This is a genomic window from Kitasatospora sp. NPDC056446 (genome assembly GCF_042796115.1).
Taxonomy (GTDB): Bacteria; Actinomycetota; Actinomycetes; order Streptomycetales; family Streptomycetaceae; genus Kitasatospora.
This window is the reverse complement of record NZ_JBHTRF010000012.1, coordinates 1-18,592: the sequence shown is the minus strand read 5'-3', so window position 1 is coordinate 18,592 and position 18,592 is coordinate 1. Positions and strand designations below refer to the sequence as shown.

The window sequence follows — 18,592 nt, the reverse complement described above, 5'->3', positions numbered from 1 at the left end:
CCCGTTGACCACGGCCCCGTACGACGATTCCCCCCCGCGCCACGCCCTCACCGTGCTGGGAGCCGGGGTGATGGGCGTCGGCATCACCGTCCTCGCCCTCGGACACGGCCTGCCGGTCCACCTGGTCGACATCGACCGGGAACGGCTCGACCGGGCCACGGACCTGATCCACAGCGACCTCCGGCTGGCCGAGCTGATGGGCGCCCTGCCCGCCGGGACGCCCCTCGGCGCCCTGGCCACCGGCACCTCGCTCAAGGCCGCCGCCGAAGCCACCGCCGTCGTCGAGGCGGTCACCGAGAACGCCGCGATCAAGGCCGCCGTCCTGTCCGAGGTCTCCGGACTGGTCCGGCCCGGAACCCTGCTGATCACCAACACCTCCTCGATCCCCGTCGACGAACTGGCCGGGGCGGTGGAGCGCCCGGAGGACCTGGTCGGCACCCACTTCATGAACCCGCCCTACCTGATCGGCACCGCCGAAGTGGTCCGCGGCGCCAAGACCGGGGACCCGGCGATGGCCGCCGTGGCGGCCCTGCTCACGGCGCTGCGGCGGCGGGCGGTGGTCGTCCGGGACGCACCCGGCTTCGTGACCAGCCGCATCCTGCACCCGATGATCAACGACGCGGCCCGGGTCGTGGAGGAGGGCACGGCGACCGCGGAAGACGTCGACGCCCTGATGCAGGGCTGCCTGGGACACCCCACCGGCCCGCTGCGCACCGCGGACCTGATCGGCATCGACAACCTCGTCGACTCCCTCACCGTGCTCCACGAACGCACCGGCGACGACGGCTGCCGCCCCGCCGAACTGCTGCTCCGGCTGGTCCGCGAGGGCCGGCTGGGCCGCAAGTCCGGGCGCGGCTTCTACGACTACACCTGACCACCCCGACCACACCTGACCACCCCGACCACACCTGACCACCCCGACCACACCTGATCACCCCGACGAGGAGACGGCCATGACCACAGCGAACACGCCCGACACCCACGACCTGGAGAAGGAACTGCTGGGATTCCTGGAGGGACACACCGGAACCGCCTGGGACGCCGACACCGACCTGTTCGAGGCCGGCGGCCTGTCGTCCCTGTTCGCCATGCAGGTGGTGGTGCACCTGGAGAAGACCTACGCCATCGCCGTCCGCGGCGCGGACCTGCGGCTGGACAACTTCCGCACCGTACGCCGGATGGCGGAGCTGGTGGGCCGGCTCCGGGTGCCCGCCGCCGGGGGCCGGAATGGGTGAGGACCTGAACAGCGCCATGACCTCCGTCGCCCTGCGGGTCGGCGACCAGGCGGGGGAGTGGGACCGGACCGGCCTCATCCCGCTGGACCTGCTCCGCGAACTGGGCGCGGAGGGCCGGCTGTGCGCCGAAGTCCCGGAGCAGTACGGCGGCTGGGGGCTCAGCAGCACGCGCAGCGGTGCGTACACCGCCCACGTGGGCGGCCTGTGCAGCTCGCTGCGCAGCGTGATGACCTCCCAGGGCATGGCGGCATGGACCATCCAGCGCCTCGGCACCGCCGAGCAGTCGGCCGCCTTCCTCCCCCGGCTGACCGGTGGCGGACTGGCGGCGGTCGGCTTCAGCGAGCCCGGCGCCGGCAGCGACCTCTCGGCGATGACGACAACCGTCCGCCGCGACGGCGACGCGGTCGTCGTCGACGGGCACAAGAAGTGGGTGACCGCCGCCCACTACGCCGACCTGCTGGTCATCGTCGGCCGCTACGAGGACGGCGCGGTGGCCGTCGTGGTGCCCGCCGACACACCCGGCGTCCGGATCGAGCGGATCGCCGACCCGCTCGGCTGCCGGGCGGCCGGACACGCGGACGTCCACCTCGACGGGGTGCGGCTGCCGGCCGACAGCGTCCTGGGCGGTCACGGACTGCCGCCCGCCCTGCTGGTGACGACCGCGCTGGCCTACGGGCGGATGTCCGTCGCCTGGGGGTGCGTGGGCATCCTGCGGGCCTGTCTGGCGGCGGCCACCGCGCACGCCTCGGGGCGGCAGCAGTTCGGCAGGCCGCTCGCGGAGCACCAGCTCGTCGCCGGGCACCTCGCCGACCTCTACACGGCCGAGCAGGTGGCCTCGCGGGTCTGCGAGCACGCCAGCCGCTGCTGGGACGAAGGGTCGCCGGACCAGGTGGTGTCGACCGTCCTGGCCAAGCACGTCAGCGCGACGCAGGCCGCCCGGGGCGCGGCGACGGCCGTCCAGGTACTGGCCTCGGCCGGGTCCCGGGACGGGCACGCGGTGGCCCGGGCGTACCGGGACGCCAAGTTGATGGAGATCATCGAGGGCAGCAACGAGTTGTGCCGGCTGATGCTGGCACAGCACGCCCTCTCCGCTCCGGGGGCACGGTGAGCGGGCCCACGGCCGAGGAGACGAGGAAGGACGGCATGGCCGAGATTGTGAAGTGCCTGGTCTGGGACCTGGACGACACCCTCTGGCAGGGCACCCTGCTGGAGGACGGCGAGGTGCACCTGCCGGACGAGGTGCGCAAGGTGGTGATCGAGCTCGACTCGCGCGGCATCCTCCAGTCCGTCGCCAGCCGCAACGACCACGAGCACGCCTGGGCCCGGCTGGAGGCGTTCGGGCTGGCCGAGTACTTCGTCCTGCCGGAGATCGGGTGGGGCAGCAAGTCCGATTCGGTGCGCCGGATCGCGGACCGGCTGAACTTCGCGCTCTCGACCATCGCCTTCGTCGACGACCGGCCCGCCGAACGCGCCGAAGTGGCCTTCCACCTGCCCGACGTACGGTGCTACCCGGCCGAGCAGGTCCTCGCCCTCCCCGAACTCGCCGAGTTCACCCCCGCGGCCAGCACCGTCGACTCCCGGCGCCGCCGCCAGATGTACCAGGCCGGCTTCCGCCGCGAGGCCGAGCGGGCGGCCGCCCCCGGCCCCGACGAGGAGTTCCTGCGCTCCCTGGACCTGCGGATGCGCATCGGCCGGGCCACCGGCGAGGAGCTGTCCCGGGTCGAGGAACTCACCCTGCGCACCAGCCAGATGAACGCGACCGGGGTCCACTACCCGGACGCGGTGCTGCGCGGCCTGATCACCGACCCCCGGCACGAGGTCCTGGTGGTCGCCCTCACCGACCGGTTCGGCCCGCACGGCGCGGTCGGCGTCCTGCTGCTCGAACGGCACCCGGGCCTGTGGCACCTCAAGCTGCTCGCCACCTCCTGCCGGGTCGTCGCCTACGGCGCCGGCGCGACCCTGCTGAACTGGCTGGCCGACGCCGCCGCCCGGTCCGGAGTCCACCTGGTCGCGGACTTCCGGGCGACCGAACGCAACCGGATGATGGAGATCGCCTACCGGTTCGCGGGCTTCGAGGGCCTGGACGAAGCCCCGTGCCCGTGTGCCGCCGTCCTCCCGCCGGCCGCGGAGGACAGCGGACTCCAGCGCCTCCACCTGGTCCCCGGCCCGCGCGTGGTGTCCACCGTCATCAGCGTGGACGCACCCGACCTGAACGTGCCGGAAGGGGGCCCGGGAACGTCGTGACCGCGGCGGCGGCGGTCGGCGCTCCCGGGCCCCGGCCCGCCGCCTCAGCGCTTGCGGACGAGTGTGATCCCGTCGGCCATCACCAGCAGCGACAGCTCCACCCGGGGGTCCTCGTGCAGCAGCCGGTTCAAGGCCCGGACCCCGACGGTGTCCGGGTCCACGGCGGCCGGATCGGCGACCCGGCCGAAGAAGAGGGTGTTGTCGACCACGATCAGACCGCCGGCGCGCAGCAGCGCCAGCGAAGTCTCGTAGTAGCGGACGTAGTTGCTCTTGTCCGCGTCGATGAACACCAGGTCGAAGCTCTCCGGCCCGCGCTCCGACAGCAGCGCGTCCAGGGTCGCGGTGGCATCGCCGATCCGCAGGTCGATCCGCGAGTCGACCCCGTCCCGCTTCCAGAAGTCGGCGCCGATGGCCGGCCACCGGTCGTCGATGTCGCAGGACACCAGCACCCCGTCGGCCGGGAGCGCGCGGGCCATGCACAGGGTGCTGTAGCCGGTGAAGGTGCCGATCTCCAGCACCGCCCGGGCCCCCGTCAACCCGACCAGCAGGGAGAGCAGTTGGCCCTCCTCCGCCATCACCTGCATGGCGGTCCCGCCGGGCAGGTCCGCGGTGGCCTCCCGCAGCTCCCTGAGCAGATCGTCGTCACGGAGGGAGACCTCCCGGACGTAGGCGAGCAGGTCGTGGGTGGCTTCCGTCTGGTGGGCCATGGCGTAGGGGTCCTCTCGAAGGAGATCGGGTCCGAGGAGATCGGGTCCGAGGAAATCGGGTCTGAGGAGAGCAGGTCTGAGGAGATCGGGTCGAAAAGCATCAGGGGAAGGGGGAGCGGGCCGCCGGGACGGTCAGCCGGCGCGCATGTACGGGTGGTCGTGCTGCCGTACGGCGACCGCCTGCGCCCGCTCGCGGGCGTACGCCCGCAGCAGCGCGTCCAGCCGATAGCGGCCCCCCGCCGGCTCACCCAGCAGATGCGCCTCGACCAGGGCGTCCAGGGCCTCCTCGGCCTGCGCCTCGGAGCAGCCGAACATCACCGCGACCCTGCTGCTGGAGACCGAACGCGAGCCGGCGGCCCCCAGCGCGGCGAACACCTCGGCCGGGTCGACCCCGGCCGGAGCCGTCCGCCGGAGCCCGGCGTGGTCGGCGTCGAGGCAGGGCCGGACACCGAGGTCGCCCGCGCACAGTTCGTCCAGCGGCCGCGGGGCGTCCGTGAGCCGCCGGGCGAAGTGCCCGATGGTCCAGTGCGGGCGCTCCAGCAGCCGGGTCCCCGCGATCCGGATCGCCAGCGGCAGGCCCGCGCAGACCGTCAGCACCGAACGGGCCGACCGCGGTTCGGCACCGACCCTGGCCGGGCCGATGATGCTGCCCAGCAGCTCCAGCGACCCGGCCTCGTCCAGCGGGCCGAGCACCAGGGGGGACGCCCCCTCCAGATCGGCCAGCCGCCGTCGGCTGGTCACCAGCAGCCTGCTGCCCCCGCTGCCCGGTATCAGCGGCCGCACCTGCGCGGTGCCGGAGGCGTTGTCGAGTACCACCAGCAGACGGCGGCCCGCGGTGAGCGAGCGGTAGAGGCTCTCCCGTTCCGACTCCTCCTCGGGTATCTCGTCCCGGGGCACACCGAGGTCCGCCAGGAACCGCGGCAGCACCGCCCGGGCGGTCAGCGGCCGCGCGGCTCCGCCGAGGTCCGCGTAGAGCTGGCCGTGCACCGAGGAACCGCGCACGGCGTGCGCCGCGTGCAGGGCCAGCGCGCTCTTGCCGACCCCGCCCCGGCCGGTCACCACCGCCGTCGGCACCATGCCCGCGGGGACCGTGCCGGTCGTGAGGAAGTGCTGCAGCCGCGCCAGCGCACCGGAGCGGGCCGACAGCGGCAGCGGCACCGAGGGCAGCTGCGCCGGGCTCGGCCGGCAGGGTCGTTCCCAGGCGGCGGCCGGTGCCGACGCGACGGCCGCCTCCGGGGCCTTCGCGTGCTGCTCCGGCGGCTCGGGCGCACGCGGCCGGTCATGGGCCGAGAGGATGTGCCGGTGGACCTCGCGCAGATCGGTGCTCGGCTCGGCGCCGAGCTGCTCGACGAGCAGCGCCCGGGTCCGCTGGTAGAGGTCCAGGGCCTCCGACTGCCGTCCGGAGCGGCCCAGCGCCAGCATCAGCTTGCCCACCAGGGCCTCGCGTAAGGGGTGTTTCCGCACCAGCCGTACCAGCTCCGGCACGACCTCGGCGTGCCGCAGCAGCGCCAGCTCCGCGTCGAACCGCATCTCCATGGTCTGCAGGCGAAGCTCCTGGAGGTAGCGGCCCTCCACATCGCGCAGCGTCTGCGACGGGATGTCCGCCAGCGGCTCCTCGCGCCACAGGGCGAGCGCCTGGGCCAGCTCGGCGGAGGAACCCTCCAGGTCTCCGCGCTCGGCCAGCTCCGCCGCGCGCCGGCGGTGGGCCGTGAACTGCCCGAGATCGCTCTCGTGCTCGCCGAGTTCGAGGAGGTAGCCGGGCGCCCGGGTGAGGATCCGGGCGGAGGCGTGCTCGCCCAGCGACTGCCGCAGGCGCATCACATAGGTGCGGACGGTCGCGGCGGCACTCGGCGGCGGGGCGCCGTCCCAGACGTACTCGGCGATCCGGTCGACCGAGATCACCCGGTTGGCGTTGAGGAGGAGGGCTGCCAGGACCACGCGTTGCCTCGGCGCCGACACGTGCACCTCACGCGCGTTCGACCGGACGGAAAGCGGGCCCAGCAACAGGAAGTTCAAGGGGGAGTCCTCATCATCGCACGACCGGTGGGCAAGACTGCCTCCAGCGTCTTGGGTGGCCATGAGCGGGTCAACGCGGTCCTGTCGTATCTAGAGGTATTCCTAGAGCACAGGTCTTGCGCGCATGCCGGGTTTACGCTGCGCGGCACCGTCACGGTGGTCAGGACCGGGCCGCCCACGCGGTGCCGGCCGGGACCCGTCAGCGCTACTCGCCGGACGGCCGGGGCCGGCTCGCCCACGGCGGTCGCTGACGGCGTACAACCTCGGATTGCTCCGCACGGCAACGTTCTTACCATTCGCCGAAAAAACGGCCGGTTTTGAACCCGGACATGAGTGCCGGATGCGCTCCGATGCATACTTGCTGACATTCCCGGGGGCATGGCAGGCTGTCATATGCGGCGCCCGTGACCCGCCGATCGTCGTCGATCGGGGATCCCGTATTAGTACGTACCAGCCGGTCCACCGGTGCGGCGGGTGTCCGACGTGATCACCACGCCCCGTCCGCCGGCACCGCGCGGATTTCGCGAAAGGAATGAAGGGCCGACATGACCTCCCTCTCTTTGGACAGCGACCTGTGGTGCCGTCGCTTCCATCCCTCGCCGACGGCCACGCGCCGACTGGTCTGCTTTCCGCACGCCGGCGGCTCGGCGAGTTTCTACTTCCCGGTATCCGCCGCGCTGCGCGGTCCGGTGGACGTCCTGGCCGTGCAGTACCCCGGCCGGCAGGACCGCCGGGAGGAGCCCGGCGTCCAGGACCTGCACCGGTTGGCCGACGAGGTGTCCGAAGCGCTGCGCCGCTGGGACGACCTCCCCCTGACCTTCTTCGGGCACAGCATGGGCGCGCTCGTCGCCTTCGAGGTGGCCCGGCGGATCGAGCGCGCGGGCGGTCGGATCGACCACCTCTTCGTCTCCGGCCGCAAGGGGCCGTCCGCGGACCGGCCCGGGCCCTCCCACCCGCACGACGACGCGGGCATCGTGTCCGAGGTCAGGGCCATGAGTGGCACCGACGCCCGGCTCCTGGAGGACGAGGAACTGCTGGCGATGGTGATGCCCGTGCTGCGCGGCGACTACCAGGCCCTGGGGGCCTACCGGACCGACCGTGACGCCGGGGTCACCTGCCCGGTCACCGCCGTGGTGGGGGACCAGGACACCTGGACACCGGTCGCCGAGGCCGGGCACTGGCGCGACCGCACGACGGCCGCGTTCGACCTCAAGGTCTTCCCCGGCGGGCACTTCTACCTCAGCAGCCGGGCGGACGAGGTGACCGGCATGCTCCGCGACCACCTCGCCGGTACGCCGCGCGCCTGAGACCGCGGACGACAGGGAAGGGGGACCGAGGAGTGACACCGTCAGCGACCTCTGAGGAGATCAAGCCCGCGCGGCGGCCGCCGCGGTCCGGGCCCGCCGGCGACGCCCGTCCGGCGGCCGGGGGCCCTGCCGGCGGCGCGGGCGTCCGTCGGCTGACCGCCGTGGACGCCCGCATCCTGGAAGGCGTCGCGGTCGGCACCCCGACCGTCCGGCTGGCCGCATCGCTCTATCTGAGCCCGCAGGGCATCGAGTACCGCATCGGGCTGATGATGCGCCGTTTCCAGGCCGCGAACCGGCCGGCTCTGGTCTCCCGGGCGCACTCGCTCGGTGTGCTGAGCGTCGGAGCATGGCCACCCCGCGTCCTCCCGGAATTCCTCGAGTAAATACTTTCCGAAAGCGGAAAATTCACTCCGCCGGCATGCTGCCGGATATTCTCCCAGACCCGGATATCGTATCGATATCGCGCCGCGAGACGGGTTCCCGGGTGTCCGGTCGGACGCCGGATTCTGCGGCATTCCGCGGTCGGGCCCACTGCTGCCGCACCGCGCTCGGAAATATCGGCGCGGCACGTCCTGGCCTCTCCTCAGTCGATGCAGAACTCGTTGCCCTCGATGTCCAGCATCGGGATGCACGCGTCGTTGCCGTCGTACAGCGTCCGCACGTGCACCGCGCCGAGCGGGACCAGCCGTGCGCATTCGGCCTCGAGCGCGGCCAGCCGCTCCTCGCCCACCAGCCCGGTACCGACCCGCACGTCGAGATGCAGCCGGTTCTTGGCCGCCCTGCCCTCGGGGACGCGCTGGAAGTACAACCGCGGCCCCACACCTGACGGATCGACACAGGCGAACCACGCGTCCCGCCGCTCGGCCGGCTGCGCGCTCCTGTAGTCCTCCCACGTGGCGAACCCCTCCGGTGGCGGCGGCACGACGTACCCGAGCACCTCGCACCAGAAACGGGCGAGGCGCTCGGGTTCCGCGCAGTCGAAGGCGACCTGGAACTGCTTGATCGATGACATCGGCCCACCGTAGTGGCGCGCACCGCCGACCGGGACTCCCGGGCGGCCGTCGGTCGTTCCGCTTCCCGTCGGGCCCGCCGTTCCCGTCGGGGACGCCGTTCCCGTCGGGGACGCCGTTCCCGTCGGGCCCGACGTTCCCGTCGGGGACGCCGGGCCCTGTGGTGGGATCAGGCCGTGCGCTTCAGGTAGGCCTCGATCTCGTCGGCGGCGCGGGTGGCACCGCCCGCTTCCCGGGTGAGCCGCTGCGCCTCGGTGCCCCGCTCCCGCACGGCCGCGTCTGTGGCCACCTCGGTGATCGCGGCCCGCAGCAGGCTCACGTCGACCTCCTCCGGCCGCAGTACCCGGCCGAGGCCCAGCTCGGCCACCCGAGCGGTGTTGGCCGCGACGTCCGGCCAGGACGGCACTCCGAGCAGCGGAACGCCGGCGTCCAGGGACTCCAGCACGCCGCCCATGCCGCCGTGGGTGACCACCAGCCGGGCGTGCCGGAGCACCGCCAGGTGCGAGACCCACCGGTGGACCTCGACGTTGTCCGGCAGTGGACCGAGGTCGGCCGGGTCCATCCCCCTGCCGACCGAGACGACGGCGTGCCAGGGCAGCTCGGCGAAGGCGTCCACGCACAGCCGGAAGAACTCCGGGTGCTTGTTGTGCACGGTCCCCATCGAGACCAGCGCCACCGGCAGGCCGCTCGCCGGGGGCTGCCAGTCCCCCAGGAAGGAGCGGTCCGTGAGGCACGGCCCGACGAAGGCGAAGCGCTCGTCGAAGCTCTCGCCGTGCGGCTGGAAGAACCGCGGCACGTGGACGACGTTGAGGCCCTCGGTGCGCATCATGAACTCCTGCACCGGCTCGTCGACGCCGTGCGAGGCCAGCAACTCGGTCATCCGGACGCCGAATTCGACCAGCACCTCCTGGGTGAGCGGGACCGCGCCGTCCGCCTCCATCATCTGCTGCACGAAGGAGTAGGTGTCGTTGGAGGCGAAGAACGGCGTCGACTGGACGGCCGGGACCCCCCAGGCGTGGGCCAGTATCCGGCCGGCCTGGAAGGCCACGGCGTCGTAGACCACCGCGTCGGGCCTGGCGTCGCCGAACCGCTCCTGGACGGCGCGCAGGATGGCGAGGTTCTCGTCCAGGAAGATCAGCGGGGCGCGCCCGTTCTCGGGACCGCCCACGCTGTCCAGCGGCTGGGTGGAGTCGTAGCGCAGGTGTTCGGCGCCGACCTCGGCCAGGGCCTCGGCGAATTCGTCGACGGCCGCGTAGGTGACCCGGTGCCCGCGGCGTACCAGTTCACCGACGACTGCCAGAGTGGGGAAGACATGGCCGTGGGCCGGGATGTTGACCATCAGGATGTGGCTCACTGCTACTCCGTCGGTGTCGGTGTCGGTGTCGGGAAGAGGAACGAGGGAAGCAAGAGGCGCGATCCGGGACGGGAGAAGGGGCGTGGCAGGCCGCGCGGCTCAGCTGTGGTCCTGGTCCGGGCCGGCCCCGGGGTGCTGCTCTGCCTGCTGCCCGGCCTGCTGTTCGGCAGCCTGCTGTTCGGCGGCCCGCCGGGCGCCCGCGATCTCCTCGGCGCTCATCGGCCGGCGCGGGATCCAGGCGGGGAGGGTCCCCTCCTCGTTGCGGCCCTTGTCGAGGACCGCCAGGTTGTGGTAGAAGTGCGCGCCGGCCAGCGTCCGGTCGGTCCCGCTCGGGCGGTGCGTGGTCGGCGGCTCGTGTTCCGCGTGGTTGAGGCCGTCGAGCAGCTGCTTGAGGAAGCCCATGCTGGTGGTCGGGTCGCTGAGCTGCTCCGAACTGCCGCCGTAGCCCGGCCAGTAGGAGGTCTGCAGGTCCTCGATCACGTAGAGCCCGCCCGGGACCACGTGCGGGAAGAGCGCGCCGAAGGCGGCGATGACGTCCGGGCAGTAGTGGCTGCCGTCGTCGATGACGATGTCGATCGGCCCGATCCGCTCGGCCAGCGCGGTGAGGAAGGCCGGGTCCGCCTGGTCGCCCTGGACGGTGTGGATCCGCTGCTCGCGCAGCGCCGTCTTGTCGTAGACGTCGACCCCGTAGACGAGGCCCCGCCGGAAGAAGCGCTTCCACATCTGCAGCGAGCCACCGCCCGCCGCCGGGTCGGCGTAGCCGCCGATCCCCAGCTCCAGGATGGTGAGCGGCCGGTCCCGCAGCGGGGTGAAGTGCCGGGCGTAGTGGTCGGTGTAGTAGTGCAGCCCCCACTTGTCCGAACCGTGGCGCAGCGACAACTCGGCCAGGTCGAGCGGCTGTTCCGCCAAGCCGCGGAGCAGCTGCTGGACGACCGGGAAGGCCGCCAGGGCGGTCATCAGCCGAGCCGGGTCCTCGATGCCGTGCCAGGTGATCCCGGGCGTGCGGTGGCCTGCGGTGTGCCGGGCGCCGAAGACGGCGCGGGCCAGGTCGAGCAGGTCCAGCGCGACGGTGGCGCCGGGCTCGTCGGCCGGCCCGGCGCGGTGCTCGGCCTTGGGGCCGGTCAGCAGGTGGTGCCGGAGCACCCGGCCGTCGAAGGCGAGGTCGAACTGCACCACCACCGCCGCGGCGGCGAGTTGCTCGCTCAGGTCGGCCCGGCTGAGCAGTTCGTCCACCAGGTCGGCGGCCGTCTGCTCGGCGCCCGCCGACCTGATCACCGCCGCGAGCTGCTCCTCGGGCCCGTCCGCCGCCAGGATCAGGGCGCGGATCCGGCGCAGGTCGGTCTCGTGCGGGTCCGAGTCGTGCTCCGACGGGCTGTTCACGTGCCGGCCGTTCTCATGCTGTCCGGTGAGGGCGGTCATGCGTGAGCCTTTCCACGAGGGAGTCGAGAGGACGGGGAATGGATCGGGGCCACTTCCAGGCCGGGGTGACGCCGTCGGTCATCGCCGGCGGCGGGCATCTCCACCCGACCGGGGAAGAGAGCGTTCGGCCACCACGATCGGACCGCCGGGCACCGAGTGCACGGCGGGACGCCGTGGCCACTCTCAGCTACTGGATCGACACGTCGTGAATCTAGGTGCGCATCCCTCCCGCCACAAGCACCACCCGGTGCCACGGGACGCCGAGTGCGGGAAACGAGCCAGAATCGGTGCACCGCTGTTCCGCGTGTTTGGACCCGTCACCCCGGTGTCGTTCGTGGCAGCGGCGCAGTCGGTGGTCGTCGGGCGACCGGGCCCCGGCCCCGGATCCACCGGCCCCCGCGGCCGGCCCCGGGCGGGACCGCCCCGCCTGCCGGGTCGGCTCGCGAGGACACGAGGGGCGGTTCCACCCCCATGACCAGTGACCGAGCCGCCCGGGTCCGGCCCGGCCCCGGGGTCGGAGCGCCGCGGGTTCGGCTCCCGAGTCCGCACTGTGGATCGTGGCCGAGTACGACGCCCCCGGGAACGAGAAGGGAGCCGGTGCGGCGTCGCCGGTGGCGGTGGTGGCGCTGGTGCTCCCGGGCCCGGCCGGGTGTCAGGGCCGGTCCGGGCCGGGAGCGGTCGGCTTCCGACGGTGGTGTCGCAGTGCGGATCCGTCAGGAGTCGGCGCAGGCCTTGGTCACGTCTCCGGCCGCGCCGGTGATCGCGCCGAAATCGGGCTGGTTGCCGTGCGAGACCTTGTCGATCGCATCGTTGACGGCCTTGGAGAGCTTGTCGGCGGCCGAGCCGATCTTGCTCCCCCCGTCCTGGCGGATCTTCTTGGCATCATCGATGATCTTCTTCAAGGCGTCGACGGTGTGTTTGCGGCGCTCCTGGTCGGTGATCTGGCCGACGTTGAGCGCCGAGTCCGCGAGGTCCTGGACATCTCCGGTGAGGCTGATCGCCTTCTTCCCGCAGTCGATGGCCTGGTCGGCGTTCTTGCAAGCGGTGAACAACGGGGCCGCGACGAGCAGTGCGAGCACGGTGGCGGCCAGACGGTACGGCTTCTTCCTTGTCATGTCTCTATCCCTCCCGTGATGAGAACGCCATTTTGCCGTAGGGAGGTTCCGGTGTGACGGGTGAACGGATGGCAAAGGCTCTTCCTGCCACGGAATGTGATATTCCGTCAGGTCGGCTCGGGCCGGCTCGGGTCCGCCTGGGCCAGTTCAGGTCGGTTCGATCGGATCAGGTCGGGTCAGGTCAGGTCAGGTCGGGTCGCGGGTCTCCTGCCGGGCGGCCCCCTGCCAGTTCACCGACCAGGCGGGCGACGGTCGGTACGGCCACCCCGTGGGCGTCGGCCGCCCGCAGGACGGCCCCGCCGATGGCGTCGAGCTCGGTCGGCCGGCCGGCCTCCACGTCCCGCTGCATCGAGGACTTCATCGTCCCGGGGATCCGGTCGAATGCCGCCAACAGGGCCGGTGCGTCGGCCGGTGCGCCGACCGCCCGGGTGACGGCGGTGATCTCGTCCAGTATGGCGAGGAGTTCGGGCCGGTGCTCGGTGCGCACGGCGCCGATGCCGCTCGCGTGGCGGGTCGTGAGCAGCGCGAAGGGGGCGAGGAAGGAGAGCTTGCTCCACAGCATCGCCGTCTCGTCCTCGCGCAGTTCGACGCCCAGGTCGGCCTGCCGCAGCCGCGCGGCGAACTCCTCGATGGAGGGGGAGGGTTCGACGGGGGAACCGGGTGCGGCGGACGCGCCGGATCCGGCGGGCGCGCCGAGTTCGACGGCGGCGAACGGGCTGGTGTGCTCGATCCGCCCGGGCGCCGTACGGGCGGCCTCGACCCTGATCGTGCCCGCCACGACCCGGGCGGCCGGGTAACGCGCGCGCAGCACCGCCATGTGGTCCAGGCCGTTGAGCAGCGGCACCACGATCGCGGCGCCGAGCACCTGCGGGGGCATCCGGTCGAGCGCGTCCGCCAGTGCCGTCTCCTTGACGGTCACGAAGACCGCGTCGACCGGCTCCCGCAGCTCGGTGGCGGCCTCGACAGTGGCCGTGAACTCGCCGAACTGCCCGCTGCGGACGTGCAGTCCGTCCCGGCCGAGGACGGCGGCGGTCTCCCCGCCGGCCAGGCAGACGACGCGGTGACCGGCGCGGGCGAGCAGCCCGCCGATCAGTCCGCCGACGCCACCCGGGCCGAGGATCGCGACGGTCAGGGGGGTGCTGGTCATGGTGGCTCCCGAGAGTGAGGAGGGGGTGGGCGCGGTCACGGGATGTCCCAGCAGAAGCGGCCCTCCAGGCCGTCCGGGCTGAGGAAGGCGGCGCCGACGCCGTAACCGAAGTCGAGGAAGTACGGATCGCCCTCGTCCGGGGCGTCCTGGAGGGCGAAGAAGAACCGCCACGGCGCGGGGACCCCGGCCACGCCGCTCGGGAAGGACGGCAGACCGCCGACGTGGTCGTACACGTGGCCGCCGTCCGGGAACGGGACCTCCGGGCCCTCGCCGCGCAGGTACCGCTGGAAGGCTGCCCGGTCGTCCATCGACCGGTCGACGTCGGCCGGGACCGGCAGCAGGTCGAGGTGGAACTCGACCGGGGTCCCGGCGCCGTCGGGGCCGTCGGGGCCGCGGCGACGGAGCGTGCGGCCGCGGGTACCGGGCGGGCCGATCACGGCGAACGACGGGATCCGCCCGCCCGGTTGGACGAGCAGCAGGGCGTCCCCTGCCTCCGGGTCGATGCCGCCGGTGATCTCGCCCTCCTCCAGGAACAGGTAGGCCAGCCGAAGTTCCGCGCCGGGCACGGCGAACTGTCCCACGAACAGCAGCGGTTCACCGGTGGCGGGCGAGACCGGCCAGACCGGGTCGGCCAGCCAGCAGGGCTCGCCGCCCAGCTTGGGCACGGGCGCGGTGATCGGCCGCTCGGGCTCCCGCCGGGCGAACCGCAGGCGGGGCAGGAAGGCGGCGTCGTGCGGACCGGTGGCGGTGGTGGTGGGCGCGGGTGCGGTGGCGGGTGCGGTGGTGGTGGGTGCGGGGGCGGGTGTGGCCGGCCGTCGGCCGGCGCACGCCTCGGGCCGCGGCGGGGGCAGGAGGGCGCCGTGGCCGGGCAGCGGGTCGGCGGTCACCGGGTCGATGGTCACCAGGCCATGATTCCCCCCGGCGCGGTCGCAGGGGAGGCCGGGGGTGGAACGCGGAGGACCCGACCGGGCCCGCGCGCCCGGTCCCGGCGGTGCCGGAACGGGCCCGGGGGAGGTGGCACCACCTGCGGGGTTCGGTTTTCCGAACCCCGGATCGGGGTGCCAGCACAATCGATCTCCCGGCCCCGGGCGCCCACGATGGAGGGCATGAACGGGATGACGACAGCCGCGGCTCCGGCGGCGTATGACGGGGTGACGGGCGCGGCCCTGAGCGGGACGGGGCTGCACCGCGAGTACGGGCGCGGCACGGCGTCCGTCCGGGCGCTGCGCGGCGTGGACGTGGCCTTCGCGCCTGGCACGTTCACGGCGGTGATGGGGCCCTCGGGTTCCGGCAAGACCACGCTGCTGCACTGCCTGGCCGGGATGGACCGGCCGACCAGGGGCACCGTCCACTGGGGCGACACCGAGGTGTCCCGGCTGCCCGAGCGGCGGCTGGCGCAGCTGCGCCGCACCCGGATGGGGTTCGTGTTCCAGGCGTTCAACCTGATGCCGGCGATGACGGTCGCCCAGAACGTCGAACTGCCCGGCCGGTTGGCCGGGCGGCCACCGGAGCGGGCCCGGGTCCGGGAGGCACTGGCCCGGGTCGGGCTGGCCGGGCGCGAGCGGCACCGGCCCGGGCAGCTGTCCGGCGGTCAGCAGCAGCGGGTGGCGATCGCCCGGGCCCTGGTGGCCCGGCCGGAGGTGCTCTTCGCCGACGAGCCGACCGGCGCGCTCGACCGGACGACCGGCCATGAGGTCCTCCGGCTGCTGCGCGCGGGCGTCGACGTCGACGGACAGACCTGTGTGATGGTCACCCACGACCCGGTGGCCGCCGGGTACGCGGACCGGGTGCTGCTGCTCGCGGACGGGCTGCTGGTGGACGAACTGTTCGGGCCGACCGCCGCGCAGGTCGGCGAGCGGCTGAGCCGGTTGGGCGGGTGAGCACCATGAGCAGTCCCGTACTCGTCCTGTCCGTCGGGCAGATCCGCCGGCGGCCCGCGGCCTTCGCCGGGCTGGGGGCGGCGCTGTTCCTCGCGATCGCGGCGGTGACGCTGTTCGGTTCGCTGGTCGCCGCGCAGCTGACGGCCCCCGAGGCGGTGGCACGGGAGCCGGTGGCCGGGCCGGGCCTGCTGGTGATCGCCGGGGCGTTCGGTGAGATCGCCGTGCTGGTCGCGCTGTTCGTCGTGGCCAACGCGCTCGGCTTCACCCTTCGCCAGCAGCACCGTGACCTGGCCCTGCTGCGCACCGTCGCGGCGACGCCCCGCCAGGTGCGGCGGGTGGTCCGCGCCCAGGTCCTGGCGACGGTCCTGTCCGCGGCCGTCCCCGGGTGGGCGGTGGGCCTGCTCGCCGCCCGGGCTTTCCTCGACGCGCTGCAGCGGCGCGGGATGGCCGCGCCCGGCCTGCACATACCCGGATCTCCGGTGCCGATGCTGGTCGCGCTCGGGGTGGCGCTGCTGGTCGGCCTGGCGGCCACCGCCGCCTCTGCCCGGCGGATCACCCGGCCCGCACCGGCCGTCGCCCTGACCGAGGGCGCGGGCGGGCCGCGCGGGACGGGCCTGCTGCGGTCGGCGGCCGGGGTGGCGGTCCTGGCGGGCGGCGTGCTGTTGCTGCGGCTGGCCGCGACCAGGCCCACCGGGGAGCTGGACAAGGCGGGGCAGGCGTCCCTGCTCGGATCGCTGGTGCTGCTGATCGCGGTCGCCCTGCTCGGGCCGTTGGCGGCACGGGTGCCGGCCGTCGTGCTCGGCGCCCCGGTCCGGGCGCTCGTCCCCCGCGCCGGCTGGCTGGCCGACGCCAACCTGCGCGGGTACGCGGCCCGGCTCTCCTCGGCGGTGGTACCGGTCGCGCTGTTGGTCGGGCTCTCCGGCACGATGCTGATCATGACCAGCACCGCCGACCAGGTGGCCCGGGCGACCGGCGCGGTGACCAGCGTGACCAAGGCCACCGATGTGTGGCTGCGACAGGCGGAGCTCGGCCTGCTGGTCTGCTTCGCGGCGGTCTCCACCGTCAACACGCTGGTCGCGCTGACCGCCGACCGGCGCCGGGAGTTCGCTCTGCTGCGGCTGGTCGGGGCGACGCGGGGGCAGCTGCTGCGGATGCTGTCCGTGGAGGCGGCCCTGGTCGCGGCCGTCGGTGTGCTGCTGGGCGCGGGGGTGGCGGCAGCGGCCTCGGGCGCGTTCAGCTGGGCGGTGCGCGGATCCGTGGTGCCGGTGGTGCCCGGCTCGGGGTGCGCCTGGTTGGTGCTGGGCGCGGTGGTCCTGACGGTACCGGGGATCGTGGGCACCGGGGCGTGGGCCACGGGCGGGGCGGCGGTGCAGGCGGTGGGCGGCGGAGCGGGGTGAGGTGACGGGGTCGGTGCGGCCGGCGTCGCCAGTGTTTCCGATGTGATGAGTGCGGCCAGTGCGTCTGGTGCGTCTGGTGCGTCTGGTGCGTCTGGTGCTGCTGGTGCTGCTGGTGCTGCTGGTGCAGCTGGTGTTGTGGGTGTGACCGGTGCGGCCGGTGTGCCGGCAGCGGTCAGGTCCGGGCGGGTGCGGTCGTTGTGCGGCGCGTGGTGGATGCTGGGGCCGGTCGGCGGTTGAGCGGTGAGGTGGACAAGTGACGGAACGACGGCGGTTCCTTGACGTACGGGGCCGCGAGGTGGCGTTCGCCGTCCTCGGCTTGCCGCTCGGGGTGCTCGGCGGGGGCTACGCCGTCGCCGTCCTCTACGCGGGGGCGTTGCTCTCGCTCACCGTGCTGGGCCTGCCCTTCGTCGTGGCCGCGCTGCTCGGCGCGCGGAGCATCGGACGGCTGCACCGGTGGCTGGTCGGCCGGCTGCTGGGCGAGCCGGTGCCCGAACCGGCGCCGGTGCCGCGTCCGCCCGGGCTGTTCGCCCGGGGCCGGGCGGTGCTGACCGACCCGGTGGCCTGGCGGGTGCTGCTCTACCTGCTCCTGCGGCTGCCGGTGGGGGCGCTCGGCTTCCTGGCCGTGATCGGGCTGCCGCTCGCCTCCGGCTGGCTGGTCGGCTTCCCGCTCTGGGTCCGGCTGATCGAACCGGGCCCGCGAACGGTGGGCTGGTCGGACCTGGCGGCGATCCCGGCGGGCCTCGCGCTGCTCGCCGTCGTACCCGCCGTCCTGCGGGCGCTCAGCCGGGCGAACCGGGTACTCGCCCGGACACTGCTCGGCCCGGTGCGCTCGCAGCAACGGGTGCGCGAGCTGGAGAGCGCCCGGGCCACCCTGCTGGCCGAGAACAGCGATCGGCTGCGACGACTGGAACGCGACCTGCACGACGGCACCCAGGCACAGCTGGTCGCGCTCGCCATCACCTTGTCCCTGGCCGACGACGCCCTCACCGACCCGGCCGAACCCGACCTCGGGCGGCTGCGCAGCCTGGTCGACCGGGCCCGTGGACAGACCGACGACACCATCGTGGGCCTGCGCCGGTTGACGCGGGGCATCCACCCGGTGGCGCTGGACGGAGGCCTGGCGGAGGCACTGCCCGGGCTCACCGCGACCTCGCCGGTGCCGGTCACGGTGCGGCTGGACCTGCGGGAGAGGCCCGAGGAAGTGATCGAGCGGGCCGTCTACTTCTGCGCGGCCGAACTGCTGACCAATGTGGCCAAGCACAGCGGCGCGAGGTCGGCGGAGCTGGCCGTGACCGCGGCCGACGGGAAGGTCCGGCTGACCGTGCGCGACGACGGGTGCGGCGGTGCCGCGGTCGGCGCGGGCACCGGATTGGCCGGGCTGGCGGAGCGGCTCGCGGCGGTGGACGGGGCACTGCTGGTGGACAGCCCGCCGGGCGGGCCGACGGCGGTCAGCGCGGTGCTGCCCGGCAGGCTGTGACGGGCGGTCGGGCGGTCGGGCGGTCGGGCGGTCGGGCGCTCGGGCAGTCGGGTAGCCGGGCGGTCGGGCAGTCGGGCGCTCGGGTAGTCGGGGGAGGCGGTCGGTGGCGGGGCATGAGAGAGGCTCATGGGTGGGTTATGAGCTTCTCTCATGGGCCAGGACCGGCCTGCCATGAGCGGCGCGCAAATGGGGGCGGCGGCCGGCGGGCGCAGGCACTGGCGCGCAACCCCGGGGAGTGGTGAACGGCCATGAACCCCCGGGTGTGGGGGTGGGTGTGTTATAAA

The 18,592-nt window shown here is 73.6% G+C and carries 17 protein-coding genes; 9 read left to right on the top strand and 8 right to left on the bottom strand.

Features of this window, described 5'->3' with window-relative positions; all coding sequences use genetic code 11:
• Positions 1 to 4: 4 nt before the first annotated feature.
• The 4 genes from ACFQ6N_RS10940 to ACFQ6N_RS10925 all read left to right on the top strand — a co-directional run bounded on the left by ACFQ6N_RS10940 (position 5) and on the right by ACFQ6N_RS10925 (position 3,479).
• Entirely contained in the window at positions 5 to 874 is an 870-nt protein-coding gene (locus ACFQ6N_RS10940; RefSeq protein ID WP_380648444.1) for a 3-hydroxyacyl-CoA dehydrogenase family protein, read from the top strand.
• Between the two features lie 79 nt (positions 875 to 953).
• The gene (locus ACFQ6N_RS10935; RefSeq protein WP_380648443.1) at positions 954 to 1,235 is read left to right on the top strand and encodes an acyl carrier protein; all 282 of its coding nucleotides are present in this window, start codon (positions 954 to 956) and stop codon (positions 1,233 to 1,235) included.
• Positions 1,228 to 2,343: an acyl-CoA dehydrogenase family protein gene (locus ACFQ6N_RS10930; RefSeq protein ID WP_380648442.1), complete on the top strand. Its 1,116-nt coding sequence runs from the start codon at positions 1,228 to 1,230 to the stop codon at positions 2,341 to 2,343. Before ACFQ6N_RS10935 ends, ACFQ6N_RS10930 begins: the two co-directional genes overlap by 8 nt.
• Positions 2,344 to 2,378: 35 nt before the next feature.
• The gene (locus ACFQ6N_RS10925; RefSeq protein WP_380648441.1) at positions 2,379 to 3,479 is read left to right on the top strand and encodes an HAD-IIIC family phosphatase; all 1,101 of its coding nucleotides are present in this window, start codon (positions 2,379 to 2,381) and stop codon (positions 3,477 to 3,479) included.
• 44 nt (positions 3,480 to 3,523) lie between these two features.
• Here the strand turns inward: ACFQ6N_RS10925 and ACFQ6N_RS10920 are convergent, their stop codons facing one another.
• The gene (locus ACFQ6N_RS10920; RefSeq protein WP_380648440.1) at positions 3,524 to 4,186 is read right to left on the bottom strand and encodes a class I SAM-dependent methyltransferase; all 663 of its coding nucleotides are present in this window, start codon (positions 4,184 to 4,186) and stop codon (positions 3,524 to 3,526) included.
• A 132-nt stretch (positions 4,187 to 4,318) separates the two neighbouring features.
• On the bottom strand, positions 4,319 to 6,202 hold the full coding sequence (locus tag ACFQ6N_RS10915; RefSeq protein WP_380648439.1) for a BTAD domain-containing putative transcriptional regulator: 1,884 nt from the start codon (positions 6,200 to 6,202) through the stop codon (positions 4,319 to 4,321).
• A gap of 545 nt (positions 6,203 to 6,747) precedes the next feature.
• Between ACFQ6N_RS10915 and ACFQ6N_RS10910 the strand changes: the two genes are divergently transcribed.
• Positions 6,748 to 7,509: a thioesterase II family protein gene (locus ACFQ6N_RS10910; RefSeq protein ID WP_380648438.1), complete on the top strand. Its 762-nt coding sequence runs from the start codon at positions 6,748 to 6,750 to the stop codon at positions 7,507 to 7,509.
• Positions 7,510 to 7,670: 161 nt separating this feature from the next.
• Positions 7,671 to 7,892 carry a hypothetical protein gene (locus tag ACFQ6N_RS10905; RefSeq protein ID WP_380648437.1) on the top strand — a complete coding sequence of 74 codons (222 nt, stop codon included), beginning with the start codon at positions 7,671 to 7,673 and terminating at the stop codon, positions 7,890 to 7,892.
• 200 nt (positions 7,893 to 8,092) lie between these two features.
• On the opposite strand, the gene ACFQ6N_RS10900 is transcribed toward ACFQ6N_RS10905, so the two are convergent.
• From ACFQ6N_RS10900 to ACFQ6N_RS10875, 6 genes are all read right to left on the bottom strand, one after another.
• A complete protein-coding gene (locus tag ACFQ6N_RS10900) occupies positions 8,093 to 8,521 on the bottom strand; it encodes a VOC family protein (RefSeq protein WP_380648436.1) in 429 nt (142 codons plus the stop codon).
• 167 nt (positions 8,522 to 8,688) lie between these two features.
• Positions 8,689 to 9,873: a macrolide family glycosyltransferase gene (locus ACFQ6N_RS10895; protein WP_380648434.1), complete on the bottom strand. Its 1,185-nt coding sequence runs from the start codon at positions 9,871 to 9,873 to the stop codon at positions 8,689 to 8,691.
• Positions 9,874 to 9,972: 99 nt separating this feature from the next.
• Entirely contained in the window at positions 9,973 to 11,292 is a 1,320-nt protein-coding gene (locus ACFQ6N_RS10890; protein ID WP_380648433.1) for a hypothetical protein, read from the bottom strand.
• Between the two features lie 713 nt (positions 11,293 to 12,005).
• The gene (locus ACFQ6N_RS10885) at positions 12,006 to 12,407 is read right to left on the bottom strand and encodes a hypothetical protein (protein ID WP_380648431.1); all 402 of its coding nucleotides are present in this window, start codon (positions 12,405 to 12,407) and stop codon (positions 12,006 to 12,008) included.
• A gap of 181 nt (positions 12,408 to 12,588) precedes the next feature.
• Complete coding sequence (locus ACFQ6N_RS10880) at positions 12,589 to 13,554, bottom strand: ketopantoate reductase family protein (RefSeq protein ID WP_380648430.1); 966 nt, start codon at positions 13,552 to 13,554, stop codon at positions 12,589 to 12,591.
• A gap of 35 nt (positions 13,555 to 13,589) precedes the next feature.
• Positions 13,590 to 14,456, bottom strand: coding sequence for a hypothetical protein (locus tag ACFQ6N_RS10875; RefSeq protein WP_380648429.1), 867 nt, complete (start codon positions 14,454 to 14,456; stop codon positions 13,590 to 13,592).
• A 213-nt stretch (positions 14,457 to 14,669) separates the two neighbouring features.
• Here ACFQ6N_RS10875 and ACFQ6N_RS10870 point away from each other — a divergent pair, with 213 nt between their 5' ends.
• The 3 genes from ACFQ6N_RS10870 to ACFQ6N_RS10860 all read left to right on the top strand — a co-directional run bounded on the left by ACFQ6N_RS10870 (position 14,670) and on the right by ACFQ6N_RS10860 (position 18,308).
• Entirely contained in the window at positions 14,670 to 15,434 is a 765-nt protein-coding gene (locus ACFQ6N_RS10870; protein ID WP_380648543.1) for an ABC transporter ATP-binding protein, read from the top strand.
• A gap of 5 nt (positions 15,435 to 15,439) precedes the next feature.
• On the top strand, positions 15,440 to 16,831 hold the full coding sequence (locus ACFQ6N_RS10865) for an FtsX-like permease family protein (protein ID WP_380648428.1): 1,392 nt from the start codon (positions 15,440 to 15,442) through the stop codon (positions 16,829 to 16,831).
• Positions 16,832 to 17,084: 253 nt separating this feature from the next.
• Positions 17,085 to 18,308: a sensor histidine kinase gene (locus ACFQ6N_RS10860; RefSeq protein ID WP_380648427.1), complete on the top strand. Its 1,224-nt coding sequence runs from the start codon at positions 17,085 to 17,087 to the stop codon at positions 18,306 to 18,308.
• The last annotated feature ends 284 nt before the right edge of the window (positions 18,309 to 18,592 follow it).

Excerpts from the sequence above, each read along its gene's own strand:
- ACFQ6N_RS10910 (WP_380648438.1), top strand. The coding sequence starts at position 6,748 with ATGACCTCCCTCTCTTTGGACAGCGACCTGTGGTGCCGTCGCTTCCAT.
- ACFQ6N_RS10935 (WP_380648443.1), top strand. The coding sequence starts at position 954 with ATGACCACAGCGAACACGCCCGACACCCACGACCTGGAGAAGGAACTG.
- ACFQ6N_RS10900 (WP_380648436.1), bottom strand. The coding sequence starts at position 8,521 with ATGTCATCGATCAAGCAGTTCCAGGTCGCCTTCGACTGCGCGGAACCC.
- ACFQ6N_RS10865 (WP_380648428.1), top strand. The coding sequence starts at position 15,440 with ATGAGCAGTCCCGTACTCGTCCTGTCCGTCGGGCAGATCCGCCGGCGG.
- ACFQ6N_RS10925 (WP_380648441.1), top strand. The coding sequence starts at position 2,379 with ATGGCCGAGATTGTGAAGTGCCTGGTCTGGGACCTGGACGACACCCTC.
- ACFQ6N_RS10870 (WP_380648543.1), top strand. The coding sequence starts at position 14,670 with ATGACGACAGCCGCGGCTCCGGCGGCGTATGACGGGGTGACGGGCGCG.
- ACFQ6N_RS10890 (WP_380648433.1), bottom strand. The coding sequence starts at position 11,292 with ATGACCGCCCTCACCGGACAGCATGAGAACGGCCGGCACGTGAACAGC.
- ACFQ6N_RS10920 (WP_380648440.1), bottom strand. The coding sequence starts at position 4,186 with ATGGCCCACCAGACGGAAGCCACCCACGACCTGCTCGCCTACGTCCGG.
- ACFQ6N_RS10885 (WP_380648431.1), bottom strand. The coding sequence starts at position 12,407 with ATGACAAGGAAGAAGCCGTACCGTCTGGCCGCCACCGTGCTCGCACTG.
- ACFQ6N_RS10930 (WP_380648442.1), top strand. The coding sequence starts at position 1,228 with ATGGGTGAGGACCTGAACAGCGCCATGACCTCCGTCGCCCTGCGGGTC.
- ACFQ6N_RS10880 (WP_380648430.1), bottom strand. The coding sequence starts at position 13,554 with ATGACCAGCACCCCCCTGACCGTCGCGATCCTCGGCCCGGGTGGCGTC.